10 protein-coding genes are annotated in these 14,488 nt (G+C 52.3%); 8 read left to right on the plus strand and 2 right to left on the minus strand.

Going from position 1 to position 14,488, the window contains the following annotated elements; genetic code table 11:
* Nucleotides 1-229: 229 nt before the first annotated feature.
* From qseE to glnB, 4 genes are all read left to right on the plus strand, one after another.
* Complete coding sequence (gene qseE, locus AABJ99_RS06480; RefSeq protein ID WP_001353026.1) at nucleotides 230-1,657, plus strand: two component system sensor histidine kinase QseE/GlrK; 1,428 nt, start codon at nucleotides 230-232, stop codon at nucleotides 1,655-1,657.
* A 164-nt stretch (nucleotides 1,658-1,821) separates the two neighbouring features.
* A complete protein-coding gene (gene qseG / locus AABJ99_RS06485) occupies nucleotides 1,822-2,535 on the plus strand; it encodes a two-component system QseEF-associated lipoprotein QseG (protein WP_001215870.1) in 714 nt (237 codons plus the stop codon).
* Nucleotides 2,525-3,859 carry a two-component system response regulator GlrR gene (glrR, locus tag AABJ99_RS06490; protein ID WP_001353028.1) on the plus strand — a complete coding sequence of 445 codons (1,335 nt, stop codon included), beginning with the start codon at nucleotides 2,525-2,527 and terminating at the stop codon, nucleotides 3,857-3,859. The genes qseG and glrR overlap by 11 nt, the downstream gene beginning before the upstream one ends.
* Before the next feature lie 60 nt (nucleotides 3,860-3,919).
* Complete coding sequence (gene glnB / locus AABJ99_RS06495; protein ID WP_000717691.1) at nucleotides 3,920-4,258, plus strand: nitrogen regulatory protein P-II; 339 nt, start codon at nucleotides 3,920-3,922, stop codon at nucleotides 4,256-4,258.
* Between the two features lie 43 nt (nucleotides 4,259-4,301).
* On the opposite strand, the gene hmpA is transcribed toward glnB, so the two are convergent.
* A complete protein-coding gene (gene hmpA / locus AABJ99_RS06500; RefSeq protein ID WP_039020973.1) occupies nucleotides 4,302-5,492 on the minus strand; it encodes an NO-inducible flavohemoprotein in 1,191 nt (396 codons plus the stop codon).
* Nucleotides 5,493-5,819: 327 nt separating this feature from the next.
* Between hmpA and glyA the strand changes: the two genes are divergently transcribed.
* Nucleotides 5,820-7,073 carry a serine hydroxymethyltransferase gene (gene glyA, locus AABJ99_RS06505; RefSeq protein WP_000919159.1) on the plus strand — a complete coding sequence of 418 codons (1,254 nt, stop codon included), beginning with the start codon at nucleotides 5,820-5,822 and terminating at the stop codon, nucleotides 7,071-7,073.
* Between the two features lie 197 nt (nucleotides 7,074-7,270).
* Here glyA and yphH read toward each other — a convergent pair whose 3' ends face one another.
* Nucleotides 7,271-8,464 carry an ROK family protein gene (yphH, locus tag AABJ99_RS06515; protein ID WP_039020972.1) on the minus strand — a complete coding sequence of 398 codons (1,194 nt, stop codon included), beginning with the start codon at nucleotides 8,462-8,464 and terminating at the stop codon, nucleotides 7,271-7,273.
* Nucleotides 8,465-8,581: 117 nt separating this feature from the next.
* Between yphH and yphG the strand changes: the two genes are divergently transcribed.
* The 3 genes from yphG to yphE all read left to right on the plus strand — a co-directional run bounded on the left by yphG (nucleotide 8,582) and on the right by yphE (nucleotide 14,477).
* The gene (gene yphG, locus AABJ99_RS06520) at nucleotides 8,582-11,863 is read left to right on the plus strand and encodes a DUF5107 domain-containing protein (protein WP_039020971.1); all 3,282 of its coding nucleotides are present in this window, start codon (nucleotides 8,582-8,584) and stop codon (nucleotides 11,861-11,863) included.
* 96 nt (nucleotides 11,864-11,959) lie between these two features.
* Nucleotides 11,960-12,943, plus strand: coding sequence for a substrate-binding domain-containing protein (gene yphF / locus AABJ99_RS06525; protein ID WP_001124915.1), 984 nt, complete (start codon nucleotides 11,960-11,962; stop codon nucleotides 12,941-12,943).
* 22 nt (nucleotides 12,944-12,965) lie between these two features.
* Nucleotides 12,966-14,477, plus strand: a complete 1,512-nt coding sequence (gene yphE, locus AABJ99_RS06530; RefSeq protein WP_039020970.1) for a sugar ABC transporter ATP-binding protein — start codon at nucleotides 12,966-12,968, stop codon at nucleotides 14,475-14,477.
* Nucleotides 14,478-14,488: the final 11 nt, after the last annotated feature.

Below are 14,488 nucleotides of genomic sequence, written 5' to 3' on the forward strand. Positions count from 1 at the left end.
CCGACTTATGTCAGCCCCTTCGGGACGTGCTACATAAAATTCGAATGACGCACAACAAGGTGCCTGCCGTCCAACTTCTGATATCAGCTTAGCTATATCAACCCTCGGGCGAAACGTCGAGTTAGGCACCGCCTTATTCCATAACAAAGCCGGGTCATTCCCGGCTTTGTTGTATCTGAACTTCCCCTCGGTTAGCATCAGGCTATTCGCGTCTGACGAGAGTAACACCTTGAAACGCTGGCCCGTTTTTCCCCGCTCATTACGACAACTGGTAATGCTGGCATTTTTGCTGATTCTGCTACCCCTGTTGGTGCTGGCATGGCAAGCCTGGCAAAGCCTGAATGCGCTTAGCGATCAGGCGGCGCTGGTTAACCGCACTACGCTTATTGATGCCCGGCGCAGTGAAGCGATGACCAACGCGGCGCTGGAGATGGAGCGTAGCTACCGTCAGTATTGCGTGCTGGACGACCCAACTCTGGCGAAGGTTTATCAAAGCCAGCGCAAGCGTTACAGCGAAATGCTCGATGCCCACGCAGGCGTACTGCCGGACGATAAACTTTACCAGGCATTGCGTCAGGATTTGAACAATCTGGCTCAACTTCAGTGTAACAACAGCGGTCCCGATGCTGCTGCCGCCGCGCGTCTGGAAGCCTTTGCCAGTGCCAATACCGAAATGGTACAGGCCACGCGCACAGTGGTGTTCTCTCGCGGACAGCAGCTTCAGCGTGAAATCGCCGAACGTGGGCAATATTTTGGTTGGCAATCGCTGGTGTTATTTCTGGTAAGTCTGGTGATGGTACTGCTTTTCACGCGGATGATTATCGGCCCGGTGAAAAATATTGAACGGATGATCAACCGTCTGGGGGAAGGGCGTTCTCTGGGCAATAGCGTTTCGTTCAGTGGACCGAGTGAGTTACGCTCGGTTGGGCAACGTATTCTTTGGTTAAGTGAGCGCCTGTCATGGCTGGAATCCCAGCGCCATCAATTCTTAAGACATTTATCTCATGAATTAAAAACCCCGCTGGCGAGTATGCGCGAGGGCACTGAATTACTGGCTGACCAGGTTGTCGGGCCGCTTACGCCCGAGCAAAAAGAGGTGGTGAGCATCCTTGATAGCAGCAGCCGCAATTTGCAAAAACTGATCGAACAACTGCTTGATTACAACCGTAAACAGGCGGACGGTGCAGTGGAACTGGAGAGTGTAGAGTTAGCACCGCTGGTGGAAATGGTGGTTTCTGCTCATAGCCTGCCCGCACGGGCTAAAATGATGCATACCGACGTCGATCTCAAAGCAACTGCTTGCCTGGCGGAGCCAATGCTGCTGATGAGCGTACTGGATAATCTTTACTCCAATGCGGTGCACTACGGGGCTGAATCCGGTAACATTTGCCTTCGCAGCAGTTTACATGGCGCGCGGGTTTATATTGATGTCATCAATACAGGCACACCCATTCCGCAAGAGGAACGCGCCATGATCTTCGAACCCTTTTTTCAGGGAAGCCACCAGCGAAAAGGGGCGGTGAAGGGCAGCGGTCTGGGATTAAGCATTGCCAGGGATTGTATTCGCCGTATGCAGGGGGAACTGTATCTGGTCGACGAGAGCGGGCAAGAGGTTTGCTTCCGCATTGAATTACCGTCGTCGAAAAACACGAAATAATGTTAAGAGCCTATCCCATCAGGCTATTTTATTTGCCAGTTTGGCCTCGTGCAGTGCTCGAAATCCTTACGTACTACGTGTACGCTCCGGTTTCTCCGCGCTGTCCATGTCCAAACTGCCTGCAACAATTACGCCCACTGGGATAGGTTTTAAGTCTGGTGAATATGCGACACATTTTTCAACGATTATTGCCCCGACGGCTATGGCTGGCAGGGCTGCCATGTCTGGCATTGCTGGGTTGCGTGCAGAGTCACAATAAGCCAGCTATTGATGCGCCAGCAGAAGAAAAAATTCCGGTTTATCAACTGGCTGACTATCTTTCTACTGAATGCAGCGACATCTGGGCACTGCAAGGTAAGTCAACCGAAACCAATCCGCTTTACTGGCTGCGGGCGATGGATTGTGCTGAACGTTTAATGCCTGCGCAGTCGCGTCAGCAAGCCCGCCAATATGACGACGGCAGCTGGCAAAATATCTTCAAACAAGGGATTTTGCTCGCTGACGCCAAAATTACGCCTTATGAGCGCCGCCAGCTGGTCGCGCGCATTGATGCGTTAAGTACCGAGATCCCGGCACAGGTTCGCCCACTGTATCAACTGTGGCGCGACGGTCAGGCGCTGCAACTGCAACTGGCGGAAGAGCGCCAACGCTACAGCAAACTCCAGCAGTCCAGCGACAGCGAACTGGATACTTTGCGCCAGCAACATCACGTTCTACAGCAGCAACTGGAGCTCACCACCCGCAAGCTGGAAAATCTGACCGATATTGAACGTCAGCTCTCGACCCGCAAACCGGCTGGCAATTTCTCGCCGGATACGCCGCACGAGAGTGAAAAGCCCGCGCCATCTACCCATGAGGTCACTCCTGATGAGCCATAAACCTGCGCATTTATTACTGGTCGATGACGATCCAGGATTGCTGAAACTGCTTGGCCTGCGTCTGACCAGTGAAGGCTACAGCGTGGTCACGGCGGAAAGTGGAGCTGAAGGATTGCGGATACTGAATCGTGAAAAAGTAGATTTAGTCATCAGCGATCTGCGGATGGATGAAATGGATGGTATGCAACTGTTTGCTGAAATCCAGAAAGTGCAGCCAGGTATGCCAGTAATCATCCTCACCGCGCATGGCTCCATTCCCGATGCGGTTGCCGCGACACAGCAGGGCGTGTTCAGTTTCCTCACCAAGCCCGTCGATAAAGACGCGCTGTATCAGGCAATTGATGATGCGCTGGAACAATCCGCGCCAACCACCGACGAACGCTGGCGCGAGGCGATTGTCACCCGCAGCCCGCTGATGCTACGTTTGCTGGAACAGGCGAGGCTGGTGGCGCAGTCAGATGTTAGCGTTTTGATTAACGGTCAGAGCGGTACCGGGAAAGAGATTTTTGCCCAGGCGATCCACAACGCCAGCCCGCGCAACAGCAAACCGTTTATTGCTATTAACTGTGGCGCATTGCCCGAGCAATTGCTGGAGTCAGAGCTGTTTGGTCATGCGCGTGGCGCGTTTACTGGCGCTGTCAGCAATCGTGAAGGTTTATTCCAGGCGGCGGAAGGCGGTACGCTGTTTCTCGATGAGATTGGCGACATGCCCGCACCGTTGCAGGTCAAACTGCTACGCGTGTTGCAGGAGCGCAAAGTGCGCCCGCTGGGCAGCAACCGCGATATTGATATCGACGTGCGGATTATTTCCGCCACTCACCGTGACCTGCCAAAGGCGATGGCGCGCGGGGAATTCCGTGAAGATCTCTACTATCGCCTCAACGTTGTCAGTCTGAAAATTCCGGCATTGGCGGAGCGCACAGAAGACATTCCGCTACTGGCAAACCACTTATTGCGCCAGGCGGCAGAGCGACATAAACCGTTTGTCCGCGCATTCTCCACCGATGCAATGAAACGACTGATGACCGCGAGCTGGCCGGGTAATGTGCGCCAGTTGGTCAACGTGATTGAACAATGCGTGGCGCTAACATCATCTCCGGTGATTAGTGATGCGTTAGTCGAGCAGGCGCTGGAGGGCGAAAATACGGCTCTGCCAACCTTTGTTGAGGCGCGTAATCAGTTTGAACTCAACTACTTGCGTAAGCTGCTGCAAATCACCAAAGGTAATGTCACCCACGCGGCGAGAATGGCGGGGCGCAACCGGACAGAATTTTATAAACTGCTTTCCCGACACGAGCTGGATGCAAACGATTTCAAGGAATGAATCGGCGTTATGTGTTACGTTTAGCAGATCAAAAGACAGGCGACCTTTTCAAGGAATAGCATGAAAAAGATTGATGCGATTATTAAACCCTTCAAGCTGGACGATGTCCGCGAAGCACTGGCTGAAGTCGGCATTACCGGCATGACGGTCACCGAGGTGAAAGGTTTTGGCCGCCAGAAAGGCCATACCGAGCTGTATCGCGGCGCGGAGTATATGGTGGATTTTCTGCCGAAGGTAAAAATTGAGATTGTCGTGCCGGACGACATTGTCGATATCTGCGTAGATACGATTATTCGCACGGCGCAAACCGGCAAAATCGGTGACGGTAAAATTTTCGTCTTTGACGTGGCACGGGTCATTCGTATCCGTACTGGCGAAGAGGACGACGCGGCAATTTAAACCGCGTCAGGGTTGCCGGATGTCTCCATCCGGCAACCTCAAATCACAGCACTTTATGCGGGCCAAAGCATTCGTAATGAATGTTTTCCTGTTTCACACCCAGGTCCACTAACTGTTTCGCGGCAAACTGCATGAAGCCAACCGGGCCGCAGAGATAGAACTGCATTGTCGGATCGCTGAACGCACCTTCCAGTTTGCTCAAATCCATCAGACCTTCACTATCAAACTGACCTTTAGCGCGATCGGCTTCGCTCGGCTGACGATACCAGGTGTGCGCAGTAAAGCGCGGTAGTGCTTGTCCCAGTTCCTTAACTTCATCGGCAAAGGCGTGAACATCGCCATTTTCTGCCGCATGGAACCAGTTCACTTGTGCTGTGTGGCCTGCTTTTGCCAGCGTGTCGAGCATTGCCAGCATTGGTGTTTGACCGACACCGGCAGAGATTAACGTCACCGGCGTGTCATCTGCGATAGCCATAAAGAAATCACCTGCCGGAGCGACCAGTTTCACAACATCGCCAACGTTGGCGTGATTGTGCAGCCAGTTGGATACTTGCCCGCCATCTTCGCGTTTCACCGCAATACGATAGCCTTTGCCATCAGGTTTACGGGTCAAAGAGTACTGACGAATCTCCTGATGCGGGAAACCTTCCGGCTTCAGCCAGACGCCGAGATATTGCCCCGGACGGTATTCCGCCACTGCACCGCCGTCCACCGGCTCAAGTTCGAAGCTGGTGATCAATGCGCTGCGCGGTGTTTTAGCTACAATGCGGAAATCGCGAGTACCTTCCCAGCCACCGGCTTTGCTGGCGTTTTCGTTATAGATTTCTGCCTCGCGATTGATAAATACATTAGCCAGTACGCCATAGGCTTTACCCCACGCGTCCAGCACTTCCTGGCCCGGACTGAACATTTCGTCCAGCGTCGCCAACAGGTGTTCACCGACGATATTGTATTGTTCCGGTTTGATCTGGAAGCTGGTGTGTTTCTGAGCGATTTTTTCAACCGCTGGCAGCAGCGCAGGCAGGTTTTCGATATTGCTGGCGTAGGCGGCAATGGCGTTAAACAAGGCTTCACGTTGATCGCCATTACGCTGGTTACTCATGTTAAAAATTTCTTTGAGTTCTGGGTTATGAGTAAACATACGGTCGTAGAAATGGGCGGTTAACTTTGGCCCTGTTTCCACCAGTAAAGGGATGGTGGCTTTTACTGTAGCGATGGTTTGAGCGTCAAGCATATGGTCTTCCTTTTTTTGCATCTTAATTGATGTATCTCAAATGCATCTTATAAAAAATAGCCCTGCAATGTAAATGGTTCTTTGGTGTTTTTCATGAAGAATGTGATGAAGTGAAAAATTTGCATCACAAACCTGAAAAGAAATCCGTTTACGGTTGCAAGCTCTTTATTCTCCAAAGCCTTGCGCAGCCTGAAGGTAATCGTTTGCGTAAATTCCTTTGTCAAGACCTGTTATCGCACAATGATTCGGTTATACTGTTCGCCGTTGTCCAACAGGACCGCCTATAAAGGCCGAAAATTTTATTGTTAGCTGAGTCAGGAGATGCGGATGTTAAAGCGTGAAATGAACATTGCCGATTATGATGCCGAACTGTGGCAGGCTATGGAGCAGGAAAAAGTACGTCAGGAAGAGCACATCGAACTGATCGCCTCCGAAAACTACACCAGCCCGCGCGTAATGCAGGCGCAGGGTTCTCAGCTGACCAACAAATATGCTGAAGGTTATCCGGGCAAACGCTACTACGGCGGTTGCGAGTATGTTGATATCGTTGAACAACTGGCGATCGATCGCGCGAAAGAACTGTTCGGCGCTGACTACGCTAACGTCCAGCCGCACTCCGGCTCCCAGGCGAACTTTGCGGTCTACACCGCGCTGCTGGAACCCGGCGACACCGTTCTGGGTATGAACCTGGCGCATGGCGGTCACCTGACTCACGGTTCTCCGGTTAACTTCTCCGGTAAACTGTACAACATCGTTCCTTACGGTATCGATGCTACCGGTCATATCGACTACGCCGATCTGGAAAAACAAGCCAAAGAACACAAGCCGAAAATGATCATCGGTGGCTTCTCTGCATATTCCGGCGTGGTTGACTGGGCGAAAATGCGTGAAATCGCTGACAGCATCGGTGCTTACCTGTTCGTTGATATGGCGCACGTTGCGGGACTGGTCGCTGCTGGCGTCTACCCGAACCCGGTTCCTCATGCTCACGTAGTGACTACCACCACTCACAAAACCCTGGCGGGTCCGCGCGGCGGCCTGATCCTGGCGAAAGGCGGTAGCGAAGAACTGTACAAAAAACTGAACTCTGCCGTTTTCCCTGGTGGTCAGGGCGGCCCGTTGATGCACGTAATCGCTGGTAAAGCGGTTGCTCTGAAAGAAGCGATGGAACCTGAGTTCAAAACTTACCAACAGCAGGTCGCGAAAAACGCTAAAGCCATGGTAGAAGTATTCCTGGAGCGCGGCTACAAAGTGGTTTCCGGCGGTACTGATAACCACCTGTTCCTGGTTGATCTGGTTGATAAAAACCTGACCGGTAAAGAAGCTGACGCCGCTCTGGGCCGTGCTAACATCACCGTCAACAAAAACAGCGTACCGAACGATCCGAAGAGCCCGTTTGTGACTTCCGGTATTCGTGTAGGTACTCCAGCGATTACCCGTCGTGGCTTTAAAGAAGCCGAAGCGAAAGAACTGGCTGGCTGGATGTGTGACGTGCTGGACAGCATCAATGATGAAGCGGTTATCGAGCGCATCAAAGGCAAAGTTCTCGATATCTGCGCACGTTACCCGGTTTACGCATAAGCGAAACGGTGATTTGCTGACAATGTGCTCGTTGTTCATGCCGGATGCGGCGTGAACGCCTTATCAGGCCTACAAATTCTTGCAAATTCAATATATTGCAATCTCCGTGTAGGCCTGATAAGCGTAGCGCATCAGGCAATTTTTCGTTTGTGATCATCAAGGCTTTCTTCGGGAAGCCTTGTTACGTTATCGCGCCATCAAATCTGTCGTAACTGCGCCTCAACATACAAATAGCCAATCCCCAGCACCTGTTGTGCGCGGCTTAATTGCCCAAAGCCAATTTGCGTCGCTTTCACGCTCGGTCCTTCGTCACGGTCGAACGGGTTAAATCCTGTCTGGCGAATAATGGAATTAAGCCAGTTCTCACCAAAGGCGCAGCTGCGACCATACAGCCAAATCTGATTAATATTGAGGATATTGAGGAAGTTATACAGACTCAAACCAATGGCGTTGGCACTGCGGTCAACCCAGCTGGTGATCCACGGCTCTCCACTCTGCCAGGCAGCGATTAATTGTGCGGTTGTCAATTTTTCAGGATCAAGCTGAGTATTCACCGGTTGTGATTTTAGCCATACTCGCGCCTGTTTTTTTAATGCGCTTAACGAGGCGACGGTTTCCAGGCAGCCATAACGTCCACAGTCGCAGGCGACGCCATCCGGATTAACGATGGTGTGACCAATCTGTCCGCTACCATACAAACTGCCGCGATAAATTTGCTCGTTGATCACGAACGACGAGCCAATACCGTAATCAACGTTGATCACGCAGAAATCCCGTCCTTGCGAATTATTTTGCCATTTCTCCGCCAGCGCCAGCATCACGCAGTCATTATCGACCATCACCCGAATGCCCAGCTTCTCTTCCAGCAGATACTTCACCTCAACCGGCGTTGTCCACGGCGCTTGCGGCATGGTTTGCGACACGCCAGTCACTGGATCAACCTGACCGTGGATTGCCAGCGCCAGGTTGATAGTACGGTCCGGCCACAGTTTATGATGACGATGCCAGCATTTTTCGATTTCGGACAACAGAGCCTGCGGTGTCGGTGCATCAATCTGAAAATACTCAAATTCGCCTTTCGGACTTAAACAGGCATTAGCGACCTGACACTCAATGCTGGTGGGCGTTACGTTCAGGCACAGCGTCCAGTCACCTTCCGGCGCGATCAGCCATGTACCGCTACTGTGCCCGCGCGTCTGGCTTTCATCGTCGATATTCACCACCCGTTTTTCGCTTTCCAGCTCCTGCAAAATATTACTGACCGCTGGAATTGAAATTTGCGCCAGCCGGGCCAGCGTTGATTTATTGGCGCGCTTTTGCCGGTACAGCAGTTCCAGAATCACGCATTTGTTATGGTGGCGGATCTGTTGATTGTTAATGCAGGCTCTCATATTCACTAAACCTTGTTTAGTTAATTGCGTGATTATTCCGCGAAAACATTGCCAGATTGTTCAATACACTGCCACAAATCTTTTAATTCAGTATGTCTTGTTAATATTGAGGGCACCATGACTCCAGTAAAAGTGTGGCAAGAGCGCGTTGAGATCCCGACTTATGAAACCGGGCCGCAGGATATACACCCTATGTTCCTGGAAAATCGCGTTTATCAGGGATCGTCCGGCGCGGTTTATCCCTACGGCGTGACCGATACGCTGAGCGAGCAGAAAGTCCTGAAATCCTGGCAAGCGGTGTGGCTGGAAAACGACTATATCAAAGTGATGATCCTGCCGGAGCTGGGCGGTCGGGTGCATCGCGCTTGGGATAAAGTGAAACAGCGCGATTTTGTCTATCACAATGAGGTGATTAAACCGGCGCTGGTAGGGCTATTGGGGCCGTGGATTTCGGGCGGGATTGAGTTTAACTGGCCACAACACCATCGCCCAACCACCTTTATGCCCGTTGATTTCACCCTCGAAGCCCATGAAGACGGCGCACAGACGGTGTGGGTCGGCGAAACGGAGCCGATGCACGGTTTACAGGTGATGACCGGTTTCACACTACGCCCTGACCGGGCGGCGCTGGAAATCGCCAGCCGCGTCTATAACGGCAATGCCACGCCGCGTCATTTCTTGTGGTGGGCCAACCCGGCAGTGAAAGGTGGCGAAGGGCATCAGAGCGTTTTCCCGCCGGATGTAACGGCGGTGTTTGATCACGGCAAACGGGCTGTTTCAGCTTTCCCTATCGCTACCGGCACTTACTACAAAGTGGACTACTCCGCCGGAGTGGATATTTCTCGCTATAAAAATGTGCCAGTGCCGACTTCGTATATGGCCGAAAAATCGCAGTACGATTTTGTTGGCGCATGGTGTCACGATGAAGATGGCGGTTTGCTACACGTTGCCAACCACCACATCGCGCCAGGTAAAAAACAGTGGAGCTGGGGACACAGTGAATTCGGCCAGGCGTGGGATAAGAGCCTGACCGACAATAACGGCCCGTATATCGAACTGATGACGGGTATTTTTGCCGATAACCAGCCCGATTTTACCTGGCTTGATGCTTACGAAGAGAAGCGTTTCGAGCAGTATTTCCTGCCTTATCATTCTCTGGGCATGGTGCAAAACGCCTCCCGCGATGCGGTGATTAAACTCCAGCGTAGCGAGCGGGGGATTGAGTGGGGGCTGTATGCCATCTCTCCGTTGAACGGATACCGGCTGGCGATCCGCGAAATCGGCAGATGCAACGCGTTGCTCGACGATGCTGTGGCTCTGACGCCAGCGAACGCCATTCAGGGCGTGTTGCATGGTATCAATCCTGACAGACTAACCATTGAACTCTCCGATGCTGACGGCAATATCGTACTGAGTTATCAGGAACATCAGCCGCAAGAGTTGCCGTTGCCGGACGTCGCCAAAGCGCCACTGGCAGCACAAGAGATTACCAGTACAGATGAAGCCTGGTTTATCGGTCAGCATCTGGAGCAATATCATCATGCCAGCCGTTCCCCCTTCGATTACTACCTGCGCGGCGTGGCGCTGGACCCGCTGGATTATCGCTGTAACCTGGCGTTGGCGATGCTGGAATATAACCGCGCCGACTTCCCGCAAACGGTGGCGTATGCCACTCAGGCGCTGAAACGCGCACATGCGTTGAACAAAAACCCGCAGTGCGGACAGGCGAGTTTAATTCGCGCCAGTGCTTACGAACGTCAGGGGCAATATCAACAAGCCGAAGAGGATTTCTGGCGTGCGGTCTGGAGCGGAAACAGTAAAGCCGGTGGCTATTATGGTCTGGCACGGCTGGCGGCGCGTAATGGTCACTTCGACGCGGGTCTGGATTTTTGCCAACAAAGTCTTCGCGCCTGCCCAACCAATCAGGAAGTGCTTTGCCTGCATAACCTGCTGCTGGTGTTAAGTGGTCGTCAGGACAACGCGCGTTTGCAGCGAGAGAAGTTGCTGCGTGATTATCCGCTGAACGCCACTCTGTGGTGGCTGAACTGGTTCGATGGTTGTAGCGAATCTGCCCTCGTACAGTGGCGAGGTCTGTGTCAGGGACGCGACGTTAACGCCCTGATGACCGCCGGGCAACTGATTAACTGGGGCATGCCCGCTCTGGCGGCAGAGATGCTGAACGCACTGGACTGTCAGCGCACGCTACCGCTTTACCTGCAAGCCAGTTTGCTGCCAAAAGCTGAACGCGGAGAACTGGTCGCAAAAGCTATTGATGTCTTCCCGCAGTTTGTCCGTTTCCCTAATACGCTGGAAGAAGTGGCGGCGCTGGAGAGTATCGAAGAGTGCTGGTTTGCCCGGCATTTACTGGCCTGTTTCTACTACAACAAGCGCAGTTACAACAAAGCCATTGCCTTATGGCAGCGTTGCGTTGAGATGTCGCCGGAGTTTGCCGACGGATGGCGTGGGCTGGCAATCCATGCGTGGAATAAGCAGCATGATTATGAACTGGCTGCGCGTTATCTTGATAATGCTTATCAACTTGCGCCGCAGGATGCACGTTTGCTATTCGAACGGGATTTGCTGGATAAGTTAACCGGTGCTGCACCAGAAAAACGTCTGGCGCGTCTGGAAGCTAATCTGGAAATCGCCCTGAAGCGTGATGACATGACCGCAGAATTGCTCAATTTGTGGCATCTCACTGGTCAGGCCGACAAAGCGGCAGAGATTCTCGCCACGCGTAAATTCCATCCGTGGGAAGGCGGAGAAGGGAAAGTCACCAGTCAGTTTATCCTCAACCAGTTGTTACGCGCCTGGCAATACCTTGATGCCAGACAACCGCAGCAGGCCAGCGAACTGCTTCATGCCGCGCTGCACTATCCGGAGAATTTAAGCGAAGGCCGTTTACCGGGGCAAACTGACAACGACATCTGGTTCTGGCAGGCGATATGTGCCAAAGCCCAGGGCGATGAAACTGCAGCGACGCGTTGTTTACGTCTGGCGGCGACGGGTGATCGCACTATTAACATCCACAGTTATTACAACGATCAACCGGTTGATTATCTCTTCTGGCAAGGGATGGCGCTGCGATTACTGGGCGAACAACAAACCGCACAGCAACTGTTTATTGAAATGAAACAGTGGGCGCAAGAGATGGCAAAAACCAGTATCGAAGCGGATTTCTTTGCCGTCTCGCAGCCTGACTTGTTGTCGCTGTATGGCGATTTACAACAGCAGCATAAAGAAAAATGCCTGATGGTGGCGATGCTGGCGGCCGCGGGATTAGGCGAGATTGCGCAATACGAATCTGCTCGCGCTGAATTGACGGCGATTAATCCGGCCTGGCCGAAAGCGCCATTATTCACCACCGTGATGCCTTTTATTTTTAACCGCGTTCACTAAACCTTATTAACTGTAATATTTGAGCGGCACGCGCTGCCGCTCACGCTCAAATAATTAAAATAAGCCGTTGTAAATAAAAACCCTACAGGAGGCACTATGCCTAAAAAAATGAGAACAACCCGTAATCTATTATTAATGGCTACGCTATTAGGTAGCACACTATTTGCCAACGCTGCGGATAAAGAAATGACCATTGGCGCAATATACCTTGATACCCAGGGATATTACGCTGGAGTGCGCCAGGGCGTTCAGGATGCGGCAAAAGATTCTTCAGTACAGGTACAGTTAATTGAAACTAACGCCCAGGGCGATATTTCGAAAGAAAGTACCTTTGTTGATACCCTCGTGGCGCGTAATGTCGATGCCATTATTTTGTCGGCAGTGTCTGAAAATGGCAGTAGCCGCACCGTTCGCCGCGCCAGTGAGGCGGGTATTCCGGTGATTTGCTACAACACCTGTATTAATCAAAAGGGTGTCGATAAATATGTCTCGGCATATCTGGTTGGCGATCCGCTGGAATTTGGTAAAAAACTGGGTAACGCTGCCGCCGATTATTTTATTGCTAACAAAATTGACCAGCCGAAAATTGCTGTCATCAATTGCGAAGCCTTTGAAGTTTGTGTGCAACGACGTAAAGGGTTTGAAGAAGTATTAAAAGCCCGCGTTCCCGGCGCGAAAATTGTCGCTAATCAGGAAGGGACTGTTTTAGATAAAGCGATTTCTGTTGGTGAAAAACTGATTATCTCCACGCCAGATCTCAACGCCATTATGGGGGAATCGGGTGGAGCGACACTCGGCGCGGTAAAAGCGGTACGTAATCAAAATCAGGCTGGAAAAATTGCCGTTTTCGGTTCAGATATGACCACTGAAATTGCTCAGGAACTGGAAAATAACCAGGTGCTGAAAGCGGTAGTGGATATTTCCGGTAAGAAAATGGGCAATGCTGTTTTCGCGCAAACATTGAAGGTTATCAATAAACAAGCCGACGGTGAAAAAGTGATTCAGGTACCAATCGATCTCTATACCAAAACGGAAGACGGTAAACAGTGGCTGGCAACACACGTTGATGGTCTGCCCTAATCGCTGATTCGCAGAGGTCCCTATGTTCACGGCAACAGAGGCAGTTCCGGTAGCAAAAGTGGTGGCAGGAAATAAGCGTTACCCCGGTGTCGTTGCGCTGGATAACGTTAACTTTACGCTCAATAAAGGCGAAGTTCGCGCGCTGTTAGGCAAAAACGGTGCGGGAAAATCGACCCTCATTCGAATGCTTACCGGTAGCGAACGTCCGGATAGCGGTGATATCTGGATTGGCGAGACGCGACTGGAAGGTGACGAAGCTACGCTGACTCGCCGTGCCGCTGAACTGGGGGTACGCGCGGTTTATCAGGAATTAAGTCTGGTGGAAGGGCTGACAGTGGCGGAAAACCTCTGCCTCGGTCAGTGGCCCCGCCGCAACGGCATGATTGATTACCTGCAAATGGCGCAGGACGCCCAACGTTGCTTGCAGGCGCTGGGCGTTGACGTTAGTCCTGAACAACTTGTTTCGACACTAAGTCCGGCGCAAAAGCAACTGGTGGAAATTGCGCGGGTGATGAAAGGCGAGCCGCGCGTGGTCATCCTTGATGAACCGACCAGCTCGCTTGCCAGTACGGAAGTTGAACTGGTGATCAGCGCCGTGAAAAAAATGTCAGCACTGGGCGTGGCGGTGATTTATGTCAGCCACCGGATGGAAGAAATTCGCCGCATTGCCTCCTGTGCCACCGTTATGCGCGATGGTCAGGTGGCGGGCGATGTGATGCTCGAAAACACCTCAACCCGTCATATTGTGTCGCTGATGCTCGGGCGCGATCACGTTGATCTTGCACCGGTTGTAGCTCAGGAGATTGCGGACCAGACCGTACTGGAAGTTCGCGCGTTACGCCACAGACCAAAACTTACGGAGATCAGTTTTTCCCTGCGTCGCGGCGAAGTGCTCGGCATTGCTGGTCTGCTGGGGGCAGGGCGCAGTGAATTGCTGAAGGCGATTGTTGGGCTGGAGACGTATGAACAGGGCGATATTGTTATCAACGGCGAGAAAATCACGCGCCCCGATTACGGCGACATGCTGAAACGCGGCATTGGCTATACGCCAGAAAACCGCAAAGAAGCGGGGATCATTCCCTGGTTGGGCGTTGACGAAAATACAGTGCTGACCAATCGGCAAAAAATCAGCGCCAACGGTGTGCTGCAATGGTACACCATCCGCCGCCTGACCGAAGAGGTGATGCAGCGGATGACGGTCAAGGCAGCCAGTAGCGAAACGCCTATTGGCACGCTTTCTGGCGGCAATCAGCAAAAAGTGGTGATCGGTCGTTGGGTCTATGCCGCCAGCCAGATTTTATTGCTCGACGAGCCAACGCGCGGCGTCGATATCGAAGCCAAACAGCAGATTTACCGTATTGTCCGCGAGCTGGCTGCCGAAGGGAAAAGCGTGGTGTTTATCTCCAGTGAAGTGGAGGAGTTGCCGCTGGTGTGCGACCGCATCCTGTTATTACAGCACGGTACGTTCTCGCAGGAGTTTCACTCGCCGGTCAATGTGGATGAGCTGATGTCCGCCATTCTGTCTGTGCACTGATGAATTTTACC

The organism is Escherichia coli, from assembly GCF_036503815.1.
GTDB classification, from domain to species: domain Bacteria; phylum Pseudomonadota; class Gammaproteobacteria; order Enterobacterales; family Enterobacteriaceae; genus Escherichia; species Escherichia coli_F.